This is a genomic window from Nonomuraea sp. NPDC004580 (genome assembly GCF_040609855.1).
In the GTDB taxonomy this organism is placed as follows: Bacteria; Actinomycetota; Actinomycetes; order Streptosporangiales; family Streptosporangiaceae; genus Nonomuraea; species Nonomuraea salmonea.
The window spans coordinates 482611-498264 of the sequence record NZ_JBEXLH010000001.1; the positions used below are offsets into that span (position 1 = coordinate 482611).

Below are 15654 nucleotides of genomic sequence, written 5' to 3' on the forward strand. Positions count from 1 at the left end.
TCGATAACGACGGAAAAGGGGCACCCGGTGCGTTCCAACGAAGAATTCGTCGCGATCATCGGAATCGGCTGCAGGCTTCCCGGCGCGCGCGGACCGGAGGAATTCTGGCGGCTGCTCCGCGACGGCCGCGACGCCATCGGCGAGGTGCCCGCCGACCGCTGGGACGCCGGCGCCTACTACGATCCGACGCCCGCCACGCCGGGCCGGATCAACAACCGGCTGGGCGGCTTCATCGACGGCGTGGACGAGTTCGACGCCGAGTTCTTCCGGCACTCGCCGCGTGAGGCCGCGCGTACCGACCCGCAGCAGCGCGTCCTCCTGGAGGTCGCGTGGGAGGCGCTCGAAGACGCGGGGCTGCCCGCGCACCTGCTGGCCGGCTCGCGTACGGGCGTCTTCGCCGGCGTGCACTTCAGCGACTACGAGTGCATGGAGTCGGCCGACTCCCACGACAACGACCTGTACTCGATGCGCGGCACCGCCCGCAGCGTCATCGCCGGCCGGCTGTCGCACGCGCTGGCCCTCCAGGGCCCCAGCATGGTCATCGACGCCGCCTGCTGCTCCTCGCTGGTGGCGCTGCACCTCGCCTGCCAGAGCATCCGGCGCGGCGAGGCCGACCTGGCGCTGGCCGCCGGCGCGAACGTGCTGCTCGACCCCGGCATCAGCGTGTCGTTCTCGCGGGGCAACATGCTGGCGCCCGACGGGCGCTGCAAGGCGTTCGACGCCTCGGCCAACGGGTTCGTGCGCAGCGACGGGTTCGGCGTGGTCGTGCTCAAGCCGCTGACGGCGGCCCTGGCCGACGGCGACCGCGTCTATGCCGTGGTACGCGGCGGCGCGGTCAACAACGACGGCCAGACCGGCGCCTCGGCCGGCACGCCCAGCCAGTCGGGGCAGGAGCAGGTGCTGCGCGCCGCGTACGCCGACGCGGGCCTGACCCCCGACCGGGTGCACTACGTGGAGGCGCACGGCACCGGCACGGCCGTCGGCGACCCGGTCGAGCTGTCCGCCATCGCGGCGGTCCTCGCGGCGGGCCGCCCGGCCGACCGGCCGGTCAAGGTCGGCTCGGTCAAGACCAACATCGGGCACACCGAGGGCACCGCGGGCATCGCCGGCGTCATCAAGGCCGCGCTCAGCCTGCACCACAGGACGCTCCCGCCGTCCCTGCACTGCGCCGAGCCCACCCCTGCCTTCGCCTGGGACCGGCACGCCGTCCGGGTGCAGCGGGAGCTGGAGCCGTGGCCCGACGACGCGCCCGCCGCCGTCGGGGTCAGCTCGTTCGGCATCACCGGCACGAACGCCCACGTCGTCCTGGAGGCCGCCCCCGCCGCCGCCACCGAACCCGAACCCGCCCTCGGACCCTCGCGCGGGCTGCTGCTCGCCCTGTCCACGCGGTCCAAGCAGGCGCTGGCCGACGCGGCGGGCGCGTACGAGGAACTGCTGGCCAGGCCGGACGGCCCCGCCGCGCTGGACGTGTGCCGGGCGGCGGCCACCCGCCGCAGCCACGAGCCGCACCGGCTGGTCGTGCACGCCGGTTCGGCCGCCGAGCTGCGCGAGGCGCTGACCGCGTTCAAGGAGGGCAGGGCCAAGGCGGGCACGGTCACCGGCCGGGTGCCCGCGCGGCCGGGCAAGGTGGCGTTCGTCTTCCCCGGGCAGGGCTCCGAGTGGCCCGGCATGGGCGCGGAACTGCTCGCGTCCGAGCCGGTCTTCCGCGCCGCGATCGAGCGGTGCGACGCGGCCGTGCGGCGGTGGAGCGGATGGTCGGTGCTGGAGCTGCTGTCCGGCCCGCCGGAGCGGATGACGGCGCTGCCGATCGACGTGGTGCAGCCGGTGCTGTTCTCCGTGCAGGTGGCGCTGGCCGCGCTCTGGCGGTCGTGGGGCATCGTGCCCGACACCGTGATCGGGCACAGCATGGGCGAGCTGGCGGCGGCCTGCGCGGCCGGCCGGCTCTCCCTGGACGACGGCGCCCGCGTCATCTGCGCCCGCAGCCGGCTGATGGCGACCACGGCGGGCCGGGGCGGCATGGCCGTCGTGGGCCTGGCCCACGAGGAGGCCCGCGCGCTGGTGGAGCCGTACGCGGGGCAGGTCTCGGTGGCGGCGCTCAACGGCCCGTCCACCACGGTCGTCTCCGGTGACCGGGCCGCGATCGACAAGATCGTGGGCGAGCTGGAGGGCGGCGAGGTCTTCTGCCGCCGCATCGACATCGACGTCGCCGCCCACAGCCCCCACATGGACGCCCTGCGCGACCTGCTGCGCACGGAGATCGCCGGCGTCGGCGGCGAGGCCGCCGCGGACGGGCCCGCGTTCCACTCGACCGCCGACCCTGAGGCGGAGCGGCTGGACGCCGCCTACTGGGTGCGGAACCTGCGCGAGCCGGTGCGGTTCTGGCCGGCCGTCGAACGGCTGGTGGCCGAGGGGCACGACACGTTCGTGGAGATCAGCCCGCACCCGGTGGTGCTCGGCGCGATCGGCCGCGGCATCGAGGCCGATCTGCTCCTGCTGCCGTCGATGCGGCGCGACGAGAGCGTGGAGGTGGCGCTCGGCTCGCTCGCCCACCTGTACGTGGCGGGCCACGAGCCCGACTGGCCCGCCCTCTTCCCCGGCCGGGGCGCGCACGTGGACCTGCCGCGCTACCCGTGGCAGCACACCAGTTTCCCGTGGAAGGACTCGGCCACGGCCGGGCGTCCCCGGCACGGCACGGCCGGCCACCCGCTCCTCGGCGCCCGCATGCAGCTCGCCGCGCATCCCGGCACCGAGTTCTGGGAGTCGTGGCAGGACGTCCGCACCACGCCGTACCTGGCCGAGCACCGCGTGGACGACATGGCCGTCTTCCCCGCGGCCGGCTACGCGGAGATGGCCCTCGCGGCATCGGGCGGCGAGCCGGTGGAGCTGACCGGCCTGATCTTCGCCGCCGCCCTGACCCTGCCCGACCAGCGCACCACCCAGGTCCAGCTGGCGCTGGCCGGCACGGGGGAGCAGCGCGCCTTCCAGATCTACAGCGACCAGGGCGACGGCGCCTGGACCCTGCACGCGAAGGGCCGCCTCCGCCCGGCTCCCGCCACAGAACCGGCCGTGCGGGCGTCGGCGGTGCCCGAGGGTTGCACGGTCATCGGCGCGGACGATTTCTACCGGGAGTGCGCCGCGCGCGGCCTGCGCTACGGGCCGAGGTTCCAGCGGATCCAGCGCGTGCACCGTGCTCCTGTCGGGAGCGAGGCGTGGGCGGAGCTGTCCGGCTTCGGCACGGTGACCTCGCCCGGCGACCCGCACGTGGTGCACCCGGCGATCCTCGACGCCTGCCTGCAGACCGTGCTCGCCACGCTGCCGGAGGGCACGGACACGTACCTGCCGGTCGGCCTCACACGGCTGCGCCTGCACGGCGCGCCCGCCGACGGCTGCCTCGCCCACGCGAGCCTCAGCGCCGACGGCCGCGCCGACCTCAAGGTGTGGAACCCGGACGGCACACTCGTCCTGGAGGTGGACGGCCTGGCGATGCGCCGCCTGGGCGGCACGGACGACGCCACGGGAAAGATGACCGAGGCCCGCTACGAGATCGCCTGGCAGCCCTTGCCCGCCCCGCCCCGCGAGGAGACCACCCGCCGCCTCCTGCTCCTCGACGCTCCCGGCGGCACGCTGCACGAGACGCTGACCGCCCGCGGCCACACCTGTGTCAGGGTCCACCCCGGCCAGGCGTACGAGCGCGTGGCCCCTGACCACTACGTCATCGACCCGGCCGCCCCCGCCGACTTCGCCCGCCTGCTCACGGACACCGCCGCCGACTTCGACCTGGACGGCGTCATCCACGCCTGGGCCCTGCTCCCCGGCGACACGGGGAGGATGGGGGAGCAGGACCGCGCCCCGTACACGGGAGCGGCCACCGCCCAGGACGCTGCGACGTCGGACGCGGACGTGCTGGCCGGGGCGCTCGCCCTGGCCTGCGGCGGCGCGCTGCACCTGGTGCAGGCCCTGGCCGGCACATCGACCCGGCTGTGGATCGTCACCACGGGAGCCGTCGCGGTCAGGCAGGGCGAGCTGCCCGACATCGTGCCGGCGTCCCTGTGGGGCTTCGGCAGGACCGTCGCCCACGAGCACCCCGAGCTGCGCTGCACCCTCGTGGACCTCGAACAGGGCCGCCCCGACGCGCTCGCCGACGAGCTGGCAGCCGAGGACGAGGACCAGGTGGCCTGGCGGCACGGCGAGCGGTACGCGGCCAGGATGCGACGCCTGCCGTACCCCGTACAGGACGACGACGAGACCGTGCGCGGCGCCGAGCTGCTGCGCGGCGGCGGCAGGTTCCGGCTGGAGATGCCCGCGCCGGGCCCGCTCGACCGGCTCCGCCTCACCCCCGCGGAGGCGGAGCCGCCCGCGCCCGGCGAGGTCGAGGTCGAGGTGGCGGTCGCGGCGCTGAACTTCAAGGACGTGCTGCGCGCCATGGGCGTGCTGCCCGCCGCCACGACGGCCGCCCTGCCCCTCGGCATCGAGTGTGCGGGCCGCGTCACCGCACTCGGTCCGGGCGTCGAAGGGCTGTCGGTGGGGCAGCGGGTGGTCGCCATCACCGACTCCTCGCGCGGCTGCGTGGCCTCCCACGTGCACGCCGACGCCCGCGTAGTCGTGCCGCTGCCCGGCACGCTGAGCTTCGAGGACGCCGTGACCGCGCCGATCGTCTTCCTGACCGCGTACTTCGGGCTGGAACGGCTGGCGGGCATGGGCGCGGGCGACAGGGTGCTGATCCACTCGGCGAGCGGCGGCGTGGGCCTCGCGGCCGTGCAGCTCGCCCGCGCGGCCGGCGCCGAGGTGTTCGCCACCGCCGGGAGCGAGGAGAAGCGCGCCTACCTGCGCGACGAGCTGGGCATCGAGCACGTCATGGACTCCCGTTCCGTGGACTTCGCCGCGCACGTGCGGGAGCTGACCGGCGGCGAGGGCGTGGACATCGTGCTGAACTCGCTGTCCGGCGACGCCATCGAGGCGGGCCTGGGGGCGCTGCGGCCCGGCGGCCGGTTCGTGGAGCTGGGCAAGCGCGACATCGAGGAGAACACCCAGCTCGGGCTCGCGCACTTCGGCAGGGGTCTGTCGTTCTGCTCGCTCGACGTCGAGGCGCTGTTCCTGCACCGGCCCGAGCAGGTCGGCGCGGCGCTGCGGGGGCTCATGGGCCGCCTCGCGGACGGCCGGCTGAGCCCGCTGCCCAGGGAGGTGCACCCCGTACGGGCGGCCGGCGCCGCGTTCCGCCGCCTCGCCAGGGCCAGGCACGTCGGCAAGGTGCTGGTGTCCATGGAGCCGGAGCCGTCGGGCGACCTGCCGGTCCGCGCGGACGGCAGCTACCTGGTCACCGGCGGCCTGGGCGCGCTCGGCCTCGGCACCGCGCGGGCCCTGGCCCGCGAGGGCGCCGGACACCTGATCCTGCTCGGCAGGCGCGCGCCGAGCCAGGAGACGGCCGCCGAGCTGGACGCGCTGCGCGCGGCCGGCACCGCCGTCACCGTGGTACGCGCCGACGTCGCCAGGCACGCCGACCTGGCCCGCGCCGTCACCTCGGCCCTGGCGGGCGCGCCCCCGCTGCGCGGCGTCGTGCACGCGGCAGGTGTGCTGGCCGACCGCACGCTGGCCCAGCTCACCTGGGAGGACTTCACGACCGTGCTCGGCCCGAAGGCGCTCGGCTCCTGGAACCTGCACCGGCTCGCGGCCGGCGCGCCGCTCGACTTCTTCGTGCTGTTCTCCTCCGTCGCGGCCCTGCTCGGCAACCCGGGCCAGGCCAACTACGCGGCGGGCAACACCGCCATGGACGCGCTCGCCCACCACCGGCGCGCCCACGGCATGCCCGCCACCACGATCAACTGGGGCCCCTGGTCGGACATCGGGCTCGCGGCCCGCCCCGACCGCGGCGGCCGGCTGGAGGACCGCGGCCTGCCGAGCTGCACCCCCGACGAGGGCTTCGACGCGCTCCTGCGGGAGCTGGCGGCGGGCGGGCCCGCGCAGGTGGCGATCACCCGGTTCGAGCCGGGCCGCTGGGCGGAGCTGCTGCCCTCGGCCGGGCGCGGCTCGCTGCTGCGCGACCTGCTGGCCGTCCCCGATGACTCCGGCGCGGACCGGGCCGGCCAGGACGGCAAGGGGCTCAAGGACGAGCTGCTCGCCGCCGCGCCGGACCGCCGCGCCGGCCTGCTCGTCGAGCACGTCACCCGGCAGATCGCCAAGATCACCAGGACGGATCCCGCGCTGCTCGACGCGGAGGCGTCGGCCACGTCGCTGGGCGTGGACTCGCTCATGGCGATGGAGCTGCGCCAGGCCATCGAGTCCAGCACGGGCGTGGTCGTCTCGACGGCCCGGCTGCTCGGCGGCGCGACCATCGTGGAGATCGCGAGGTACGTCGAGTCCGGCCTCACGGAGGCGCACGCCCCGGCCCAGGCCGCCGAGTCCGGTGGCGCCGAGGCGCGCACCCCGGCTCAGGCCGCCCGGCCGGTGACCGTGCCGGAGCTGCGCCCCGAGCAGGTCGACGAGCTGTCGGACGGCGACCTCGACGCCGTGCTCGGACAGTTGCTGGCCGGTGGGGAGAGCACCGCGTGACGGGCATCGCCGACCTGCTCGACCGGCTCGCGCCGGAGGAGAAACGCGCGCTCGTACGCGACCTGCTGCTGCGCCGTGCGAAGGGCGACGAGCTGTTCCCGCTCTCGCACGGCCAGCAGGCCATGTGGTTCATGCACCACGTCGATCCCGGCAATCCCGCCTACAACGTCCCGTCCGCGTGGCGGGTGCTGACCCGGCTGGATCGGGCGGCCTTCGACGGCGCGCTCGCCGACCTGGCCGCCCGGCACCCGATGCTGCGGACGACGTACGTGGCGCTGGAGGGCATCCCGTTCCAGCGCGTGCACCCGTCGGCCGGGCAGGTGCGGCTGGAGTCGTACGACGCCCGCGACCTCGGCGAGGACGCCTTCGCCGCGCTGCTCACCCGCGAGGCGATGCGCCCGTTCGACCTCGCGGAGGGCCCGGTGCTGCGCTGGCACCTGTACGACCGCGGCGACGCCGGGCAGGTCCTGCTGCTCAACGGCCACCACATCGCCCTGGACGCCTGGTCGGCCTTCCAGTGCCTGGACGAGCTGGGCGTGCTCTACACCGCCAGGCTGCGCGGCGAGCCGCCGGACCTGCCGGAGGTGGGCGCCCGCTACACCGACTACGTCCGCCGCCAGGCGGCTCTGCTGGGCGGTCCCGAAGGCGAGCGGCTGGCCGCCTACTGGCGTAGCAGGCTCGCGGGGCCGCTGCCCGACCTGGGGCTGCGTACGGACCGGCCGCGTCCCCGCGTCCGCCGCCGGCGCGGGGACCGGTGCCCGGTGTCGTTCGACGCCGAGCTGTCGGCCGCCCTGCGCCGCCTGGCCGACGCCGAGGCGGCGACGCTGTTCGTGGTGCTGCTGGCGGGCTTCTACACCCTGCTCTACCGGCACACCGGGCAGGCCGACCTGCGGGTGGCGACCCCGACCGCGCACCGGGAGCAGGCCGCCTTCAGCCAGGTCGTCGGTTATTTCGCGGACTCGGTGGTGCTGCGCGCCGACCTCGCGGGGCCGCCGTCGTTCCGCCTGCTCGTGCGGCGCGTACGGGACGGCGTGCTCGACGCGCTCGACCACCAGGACCTGCCGTTCGCGGTGCTGGTGGACCTGCTCAACCCCGAGCGTGACCCGAGCCGCCCGCCGCTGTGCGAGGTCAGCTTCGGCATGCAGAAGTCGCACCGCGTCAGGTTCCGGCAGGCGCGCGGGCCGGAAGGGGTGTCGCTGTTCGGGTTGCGCTCGGCGGACGCGCTCGTGCTCGACCTCGGCGACCTCGTGCTGGCGCCGCATCCGCTGTCGCACCCGGCCTCCCGCTACGACCTCGACCTGCAACTGCACGAGACGGACGGGACGATCGCGGGCGCGCTGACGTACGACACCGACCTGTTCGACCGGACGACCGTCGAACGTCTGGTGAGCAACCTGCGGGTGCTGCTGGCCGCGGCCGTCGCCGACCCCGACGCGCCGCTCTCCCGGCTGCCCATGCTGACCGAGGAGGAGCAGCGGCTCATGCTCGGGTGGGGCGCCGGCTGAGCGGGCCCTGGCGCGCGGAACGGGGGGCCTAGACCTACCCCCGGCGTAGGCCGATGCCCCCGAATTCGGGTGGCGGTTTCACCACCGTCGCCCTCCTGACTTCACGTGTCAGAAAGCCGCGGGCCGTCGCCGGGAGATGAGTCAACGTCATATTCTCCGATGGCCTGCGGTTTCACCACCCCTGCCGGAACATAATTCCGGTATATTTCATAAATGCCGGTCACGCTTATCCGACGGACCGTCGCTCCCTGTGATGGCGACCTTTTTTCGTGATTTTGATTTGTCAAGCGAAAGATTGTCCTCGATTACAGCTTTCCTTATCGGAAGATGGCAATCTTGGAGTGTTGGAGCATTTCGGTAAACAAGGGGGTGCCACATGGAGTTCCGGCTCCTGGGGCCGGTCGAGGCCTGGAGTGGCAGGCGTACCGTTCCGCTGGACGGGGCCAAGTTACGCACCGTGCTGGCTGCGTTGCTGTTCGCCGAGGGCAGGCCGCTTTCTGATCAGAGAATGAGCTACCTGCTGTGGGGTGAGCAGCCGCCCACGACACCGGGCGCGCAGATCTGCACGTACGTGTCCCGGCTCCGGCACCGGCTGCAGAAAGGCAGCCTGGAAATCACTCGTGAAGGGAGTGGTTATCAGCTGGTCACCGGACAATGGGAAGTTGACCACCGGAAATTCCAGACCCTGGCCGACCAGGGCGCCCGCCGGCTCGGCGCCGGAGAATTCATCCAGGCGGAGAGCACGCTCAGGAGGGCGCTCGCGCTGTGGCGCGGCCCCGCCCTCTGCGACGTGACCGGGCAGCTGTCGGCCGCGGAGCTCCCCGGCCTGGAGGAGAGCCGCAGGACGGTGCTGGAGCGGCACATCGACGCCAGGCTGGCCCTGGGCATGCACGTGGAGCTCGTACCCGAGCTGACCGGCCTCGTGAGCGAGGACGCGCTCAGGGAGGGGCTCAGGACCCAGCTCATGATCGCGCTCTACCGCTGCGGCCGGCCGGCCGACGCGCTCCAGGTCTACCAGCAGGGACGGGAGATCCTCGCCGAGCACCTGGGCGTCGCGCCGGGGGAGGAGCTGCAGCGCGTGCACCAGGCGATCCTGACCGGAGACTCCGGGCTCGACCACCCGGACGTGCTCAACCTGCGAGGCGCCGCCTGACGGGGGCGGAGCCGCTGGACATATAGCCGAGGTATGGCCGCGCCGCCTAGGTTCCCCCTGACATGCCACACGGGGGGACGGGAGACGGACGGTGCGGACGGGGATCTGGCTCATAGGAGCACGGGGGTCGGTGGGCACGACGGCGACGCTGGGAGCCGCCGCCATGCGCGCGGGTCTGGTGGCGCCCACGGGGTGCGTCACCGCGCGGCCCGACTTCGCCTCCGTGCCCCTCACGGAATTCGGCGACCTGGTGTTCGGCGGGCACGAGCTGGTGGACACTCCGCTGCTCAAGCGCGCCGAACAGCTGGTCGACGCCCGCGTGGTGCCCGCGGGGCTGCCCGCGCTCGTCGAGCGCGACCTGCGGGCGGCGGAGGAGGAGATCCGGCCCAGCCCGCTCGCCACCGCGCCCGACCAGCGCGCCGGCCTGTACGGGCCGCTCGCGGAGCTGGCGTTCTTCTTCAAGGACCCGCTGGGGACGCGCGAGCACGGCCTGGAACGTCAGTACGACACCCTGGTGACCTGGGCTCACTCCGTGAGCAGCGCCGCCAGCTGATCGGCCAGGTCGAGGAGCGGCGCCAGGTCGTCCACCTCGCCCGCCCTGGACACCCTGAAGCCGTGCCTGCGCCCGTGGAAGGCGCCCTGCACGGCGTGGAACTGGGCCCACCGCCGCACCCGCTCGCGGTCCACCTCGGCCGTCTCGGCGAAGACGTCCAGCGTACGCAGCAGCGCCTTGCCCAGGTCGCCCGACTCAAGCAGCTTCAGCACCAGCGACTTGACCAGCGGTCCCACGTCATAGGCGGGGTCGCCGGCGTAGCCCTTGGGATCGACGGCCAGCCACGGCTCCCGCTCGGCCCGCAGGATGTTGCCCGGATGCAGGTCACCGTGGATGAGGATGCCGGGCTGCCGCGCCCCGACCTCGCGGACGGTGGCCACGGCGGCGTCCACCACGTACGCCGGCATGGTGTGCGGCAGCTCGGCCGCGTCCCTGCGCAGCTCCTCCTCCCAGGCGCCGGCCCAGTCGTGCAGGCGCGGCAGGTGATCCGGAGCGGGGACGGCGAGGCGGCGGCTCAGCACGCCCGCCACCGTCACCATCTCCTCCACGTCCCCCGCCGTCGCCAGGGTGCGGGTGTCGGCACGTTCCAGCAGCATGGCGTAGCGGTCGTCGGCCCGCTCGTACAGCATGACCGCGCCCCGCCCGCCCCACGCCGCGAACGCGTCCGGCTCGTGCACGTTGCCCGGATGCGGGAACGACACCTTCATCACCGCGGCTCCGCCGCCGGGGCGCCGCACGGGCACGATCACACCGACGCCGCCGTGCAGCACCTCGCCGTCCGGCACACACCCCCACCGCTTTGTCAGCTCGGTCACGATCGCGGGCAGCTCGGCGATCCACGCCGCCCCAGCCTCACCCTCACGCGCGACGGTACCCTGCGCCAACCCCTCCGGAATGCGGATCATCCGGGCACACTATCGCGTGTAGTTCTGCCCCAAGGGTTTTCCTGGCACCGGCTTGGCGATGAGCGCGACCGGGATGAAGAAGCACATCTGGGCGATCGCCATGGTCAGCGTCCACAGCGCCTTCTCGTCGTAGTGGACGGCCGCCCTGGCGAACAGCTCGTCGGGGACGCGCTCCCCGTACGGGTTCGGGGTCAGCACGGCCTCCACCAGCTCCAGCGCCGCCCGTTCCGCGTCCGTGAAATGGGGGGCGTCCCGCCACGACGCCACCGCCGTGATCCGCTCCTCCACCTCCCCGGCCGCCCGCAGCTCGCCGGTCTGCCGCACCGTGTGGTAGGTGTTGCCGACCAGCTGCCCGGCGCGCAGCTGCACCAGATGCACGGTGGTCTGGGGAATCGTCCCGTTCATGACGGCCTTCGCCATCGCGCCGGCGATCTCGCCCACCTCGGGGATGAACCGGGCGGGGTCGGGCAGTCGCGACTCGGACATCACAAATTCCTCTCCTCGGATGTTCGTACGGGACTCCGACGACGCAGCCGGGCGAAATGTGAGCCTCACATCTCCGCCCCCTATGTCGTCATCCTTGGTGAAGACCCACGGCACACGAGGGGACCGGCCACGACATGACCACGCCTGACCCGAGCCTGATCAGCGAACGACGCCAGCTCATCAGCCTCGCCTACCGCCTGCTCGGCTCCCTGGCCGACGCCGAGGACGTCGTCCAGGAGACCTACGCCCGCTGGTATGCCATGCCGGACGAGGAACGGCAGGCCATCGAGGTGCCGGCCGCGTGGCTCACCAAGGTCGCCGGCCGCATCTGCCTCGACCTGCTCGGCTCGGCCAGGGCCAGGCGCGAGCGCTACGTGGGGGAGTGGATCCCGGAGCCGCTGCCCGAACGTACGGACTGGATCACCGCCGGCCCCGCCGACCCAGCTGATCGCGTCACCCTCGACGAGTCGCTCAGCATGGCCTTCCTCGTCGTGGTCGAGTCGATGAGCCCGGCCGAGCGCGTGGCGTTCATCCTGCACGACGTCTTCCGCTACCCCTTCGCCGAGGTGGCCGAGATCGTCGGCCGCACGCCCGCCGCCTGCCGCCAGCTCGCCTCCTCCGCCCGCCGCCGCATCACCGCCGCCCAGCCGCCCGAGACCACGAACGCGCGGCGCGCCGGCGTCGTCAGGACCTTCAAGCGGGCCTGGGAGTCCCAGGACATCGCCGCCCTCATCGGCATCCTCGACCCCGCCGCCACGCTCACCGCCGACGGCGGCGGCCTGGTGCCCGCCGTCCTCGAGCCGATCCGCGGCGCCGCCGCGATCGCCCGCTACGCCCTGGAGATCACGGACATGATTCCCGCGCTCTCGCTCACGGAACGGATGGTCAACGGCCGGCCCGGGCTGGTGACCGAGCGGGAGGGCCGGACGGTTGCCGTGATGGCGTTCGAGGTGGCGGGGGACCGCATCACGAACATCTGGGCCGTACGCAACCCCCACAAGCTCCGCGCCTGGTCAGCGGCGTAGGCCGTCGAAGAAGATCGTCGTGATGCGTACGGCCTCGTCCTTCCACCCCGCCGTGGCCCGCATCCCGCAGACCCCGCCGAGCGCGCGCAGCACCGTACGCCCGCCGACACCCTCACGCAGCGTCCCCGCCGCCACGCCCGCCGCAAGCAGCCGATCGAGAGCCTGCGCCATCTGCGTACGAGCCTCGTCGAAGACCGGCGAATCGGTCGCCATGATGCTCTCCAGCGCCACGGCCATGCCCTTGCCCACCGCCGCGTGCTCCACGAGCAGCAGCAGGAACCGCCGCAGGGCCTCCTCGGGGGCGTACCGGCCGAGGTGCTCATCGGCCGCGCCGCACAACGTGGCGACCTCGTCGCGATAGACCTCCTCCACCAGGGCCTCGCGGGTCTCGAAGTGGCGGTAGAGCGTACCGACCGCCACCCCGGCCCGCCGCGCGATCTCCTCGACCTGGATCTCGGCCTCCCCGCCGAGGAACGCCTCGCGCGCCGCGGCCAGGAGCGCCTCGCGGTTGCGCCGCGCATCCGCGCGCATCGGACGTGAGGACGTCACCAGCACCTCCCTAAGGTGAATCAGACTCCGTTTGCTGTAGTGTTACCGGAGTCCGATTCACCTTTCACTGCAGGAGCTGCAGCAGCAGATCGCCGACCGCCTCAACATCCCGATGGGCCGCCCCGGCGACCCGGAGGACGCGGCGGAACTGATCGCGTTCCTCGCCTCGCGCCGCGCGAAATGGCTCACGGGCGCCCAGTTTCGGGTCGACGGCGGCATCATCCCGGTGGTGTGACCATGCCCTTCACCCTCGCCTCGATCATCATCGACACCGCCGACCTGGAGCCGGAAAGCACGTTCTGGCACCGGCTGCTGGGCGGCACACTCACCGTCACGCCGACCCACCACTTCCTCCAGCCCGACGGCCTCCCGGTCATCGTGATCCAGCTGGCTCCCGGCCACGTGCCTCCCACCTGGCCGGACCCGGGGGTTCCCCAGCAGCTCCACATCGACCTGCGAACAGCCGACCTCACCACCGCCGACCGTCAGGCCCTGGACGCCGGCGCCCGCCGCCTGCGGACGTCCGCAACCTCCAACGTCTACACCAGCCCGTCAGGCCACCCCTTCTGCCTACGCCAGACCTGACCGGACCCAGGAAGGCCCCCGGCCCCTCCCTGACCCCGACAAGAGAGCCCGGGACCCGGACCAGAGGGGACCGAGCCTCGGGACCAGGGGGAACAGGGCGTCGGGACCAGGGGGAACAGGGCGTCGGGACCAGGGGGAGGCCGAAACCCCGACTATCAGGGGGAGGCCGGAACCCCGATCAACAAGCCGGCGCCGCTCCTGCCGCCAGATCCCGCACCACCTGGATCAGCTCAGCCGGATCGAACGGCTTCGTCAGGTATGCATCCACCCCGATCCCCCGGCCGCGCACCTTGTCATCGTCCTGCGCCCGGGCGGTAATGAGCACCACCTTGATATGCCGGGTGGCCTCATCGGTCCGCAACCGCTGCGCCGTCGTCCACCCGTCCAGGCGCGGCATCATCACATCGAGCGTGATGACGTCGGGCATGACGCCCAGCACCTGATCAAGGCAGTCCTGTCCGTCGGTGGCGGTCACCACCTCGAACCCCTCCAGATCGAGGTTGACCGCGATGAGCTGCCGGATGACCTCGTCATCGTCTACGACCAGTACTTTCCCAAGAACCTCGCCCACGGCCGCCAAGCTAACCTGTAGCTGGCCGGTCACGGGTGGCTTTCGCCGGATGCGTTCATGGAGTGTTATCTGGTGCGGAGTGGTCCCCGGATACTGGTAGCCTTGTCACCTGTTGAGCCCCCTTAGCTCAGGGGATAGAGCACCGGCCTCCGGAGCCGGGTGCGCAGGTTCGAATCCTGCAGGGGGCACGCACGATCTCCAGTAAGGACCTGCGGCAACGCAGGTCTTTCTGCTGTCTGAGGTGTGCCGCTCAATGCCACTGATTATGGGCAAGCGCTCACGATCGCGTACGAGGACCGTGCGGATCTTGAGTGGCGGCAGGAGTTCCGGCGCAAGGCACTGGACTCCGTGAGCGCGCGGCGAGTGAGCCGCACGAGTTCGTCGGGCACAGCGAGGGACATCAGGCCGCCCAGGGTGCCCTCGGCGTCCGGCACGGCTCGAGTCTCCTCGTTGAACGGCTGGCCGGTGCGAGCCGAGTGGCGTATTCGCGAGAGTGCAACGGGCTGGTCTACTGCACCGAAGAACCTCCATCACCACCCCCGCCAGGAGGCGAGGGGCCGGTCGGCACTGCCCCAAGCAGGGGCGGGCTCACGGCCAGCGTACGTCCAGGGTGCGTTCGACGAACTGCGCGTACTGCTCGAACGCCCGCTCGACCTCCGCCCGATCACTGCTGTGGAGTGGTGTGAGCGGCTGCACGGCGATCCGGACCGCGCTCTTCGTGAGGGTACGTTTCCAGGTGGCCACGACCCGGCCGGCGCGCACCAGAACTCCATCGCTTCCCGCCGCGAGATCACCGTGTCCGCCGACGGCCGCGGGTTGGTCTCCCCACGCCGGTGGTCTGCTGCTGATGCAGGCGCTGCGCATCGACGGACCCCTCTCTGTCAGACTGCTGTGAGGCGCCACGGCTGATGTCGCTGTTTCAGCCGCACTCTTGTCGGGGTGGTTCGGCAGCTTTTATGCGCCTGGCCGGGCATTATGAAGGCTATTGCCCGGCCCCGAGTCCTCAGGGGCCGGGCAATAGCCTTTGCGCGATGTTGTGTGGTGGTGCGCGGGTTAGCGATTACGCTCGCCATGGCTTGATGACGATCGCCGGTTCACCGCCCGAGCACAGTAGCCTGATTGTCTCGTTGGCTGACGAGTTTGCGGTCTCTCTACCGACCGTGCCACCGGTCGCCGTGCCACCGGTCGCCGTGCCACCGGTCGCCGTGCCATCGATCGCCGTGCCATCGATCGCCGCGCCACCGGTCGCCGCGCCACCGGTCGCCGCGCCACCGGTCGCCGTGCCACCGGTCGCCGTGCCACCGGTCGCCGCGCCACCGGTCGCCGCGCCACCGGTCGCCGCGCCACCGGTCGCTCTTGCAGCGCCAGTGACCACTTCTGTCGCGCCAGCAGGGCGGCCTGCCCTTCGAGAGCTCCGTCTGAGCGGCTGAGGCCACTTCTACTTTCGACGATGGGACGGAGTTCGCAGAGGCGGCTGTAGCCATCCCGGATGGCAGGAGTGTGAGCGTGGCGAGAAACGCCGCGCCGATTAGCGGGAGTCGGTTGTTGTGCATGGGCTCCTCCAGATGGAGAACTGCGACCATGGTGATCGCGACCCAGGAACTGACATGTCGACATATTCCCGGCATCCACCCCGTCACACATTTCTGGACGATTATGTCCGTTCGGACTCAGAAATGGGGTCATGGGGCCCGCGGATCGGCGATTGGCGTGCAGATAAAGCCCATGGACCTCGGCGCCCCACTGATCTGGCTAAGTGCCGCGGCGCCACCCTTA

The 15654-nt window shown here is 72.5% G+C and carries 13 protein-coding genes and 1 tRNA gene; 8 read left to right on the forward strand and 6 right to left on the reverse strand.

The window, feature by feature from the left end:
• Positions 1-27 precede the first annotated feature (27 nt).
• From ABZW11_RS02100 to ABZW11_RS02115, 4 genes are all read left to right on the forward strand, one after another.
• Entirely contained in the window at positions 28-6546 is a 6519-nt protein-coding gene (locus tag ABZW11_RS02100; RefSeq protein WP_355411638.1) for an SDR family NAD(P)-dependent oxidoreductase, read from the forward strand.
• Entirely contained in the window at positions 6543-8051 is a 1509-nt protein-coding gene (locus tag ABZW11_RS02105) for a condensation domain-containing protein (protein WP_355411640.1), read from the forward strand. Before ABZW11_RS02100 ends, ABZW11_RS02105 begins: the two co-directional genes overlap by 4 nt.
• 376 nt (positions 8052-8427) lie before the next feature.
• On the forward strand, positions 8428-9204 hold the full coding sequence (locus tag ABZW11_RS02110) for an AfsR/SARP family transcriptional regulator (protein ID WP_355411642.1): 777 nt from the start codon (positions 8428-8430) through the stop codon (positions 9202-9204).
• Positions 9205-9295: 91 nt separating this feature from the next.
• Positions 9296-9757 (forward strand): inositol-3-phosphate synthase, encoded by a 462-nt coding sequence (locus ABZW11_RS02115; RefSeq protein WP_355411644.1) that lies wholly within the window; start codon positions 9296-9298, stop codon positions 9755-9757.
• Here ABZW11_RS02115 and ABZW11_RS02120 read toward each other — a convergent pair.
• Both ABZW11_RS02120 and ABZW11_RS02125 read right to left on the reverse strand, forming a co-directional pair.
• Positions 9730-10662 carry an aminoglycoside phosphotransferase family protein gene (locus ABZW11_RS02120; RefSeq protein ID WP_355411646.1) on the reverse strand — a complete coding sequence of 311 codons (933 nt, stop codon included), beginning with the start codon at positions 10660-10662 and terminating at the stop codon, positions 9730-9732. The genes ABZW11_RS02115 and ABZW11_RS02120 overlap by 28 nt on opposite strands.
• 9 nt (positions 10663-10671) lie before the next feature.
• Positions 10672-11148, reverse strand: a complete 477-nt coding sequence (locus ABZW11_RS02125) for a carboxymuconolactone decarboxylase family protein (RefSeq protein WP_355411648.1) — start codon at positions 11146-11148, stop codon at positions 10672-10674.
• Between the two features lie 134 nt (positions 11149-11282).
• On the opposite strand from ABZW11_RS02125, the gene sigJ reads away from it, so the two are divergent.
• Positions 11283-12173: an RNA polymerase sigma factor SigJ gene (sigJ, locus tag ABZW11_RS02130; RefSeq protein WP_355411650.1), complete on the forward strand. Its 891-nt coding sequence runs from the start codon at positions 11283-11285 to the stop codon at positions 12171-12173.
• Here the strand turns inward: sigJ and ABZW11_RS02135 are convergent.
• The gene (locus ABZW11_RS02135; protein ID WP_355411652.1) at positions 12162-12722 is read right to left on the reverse strand and encodes a TetR/AcrR family transcriptional regulator; all 561 of its coding nucleotides are present in this window, start codon (positions 12720-12722) and stop codon (positions 12162-12164) included. The genes sigJ and ABZW11_RS02135 overlap by 12 nt on opposite strands.
• Before the next feature lie 106 nt (positions 12723-12828).
• Here ABZW11_RS02135 and ABZW11_RS02140 point away from each other — a divergent pair, with 106 nt between their 5' ends.
• Positions 12829-12957, forward strand: a complete 129-nt coding sequence (locus tag ABZW11_RS02140) for an SDR family oxidoreductase (protein ID WP_355412022.1) — start codon at positions 12829-12831, stop codon at positions 12955-12957.
• A 2-nt stretch (positions 12958-12959) separates the two neighbouring features.
• Positions 12960-13307 (forward strand): VOC family protein, encoded by a 348-nt coding sequence (locus ABZW11_RS02145; protein WP_355411654.1) that lies wholly within the window; start codon positions 12960-12962, stop codon positions 13305-13307.
• Between the two features lie 178 nt (positions 13308-13485).
• Here the strand turns inward: ABZW11_RS02145 and ABZW11_RS02150 are convergent, their stop codons facing one another.
• Positions 13486-13878 (reverse strand): response regulator, encoded by a 393-nt coding sequence (locus ABZW11_RS02150; RefSeq protein ID WP_355411656.1) that lies wholly within the window; start codon positions 13876-13878, stop codon positions 13486-13488.
• A 116-nt stretch (positions 13879-13994) separates the two neighbouring features.
• Between ABZW11_RS02150 and ABZW11_RS02155 the strand changes: the two genes are divergently transcribed.
• Positions 13995-14066 (forward strand) — tRNA-Arg (locus ABZW11_RS02155).
• A 400-nt stretch (positions 14067-14466) separates the two neighbouring features.
• Here the strand turns inward: ABZW11_RS02155 and ABZW11_RS02160 are convergent.
• Together ABZW11_RS02160 and ABZW11_RS02165 are read right to left on the reverse strand one after the other, a co-directional pair.
• Positions 14467-14640, reverse strand: a complete 174-nt coding sequence (locus ABZW11_RS02160) for a crosslink repair DNA glycosylase YcaQ family protein (RefSeq protein WP_355411658.1) — start codon at positions 14638-14640, stop codon at positions 14467-14469.
• A gap of 291 nt (positions 14641-14931) precedes the next feature.
• Positions 14932-15564: a histone H1-like repetitive region-containing protein gene (locus tag ABZW11_RS02165; protein WP_355411660.1), complete on the reverse strand. Its 633-nt coding sequence runs from the start codon at positions 15562-15564 to the stop codon at positions 14932-14934.
• Positions 15565-15654: the final 90 nt, after the last annotated feature.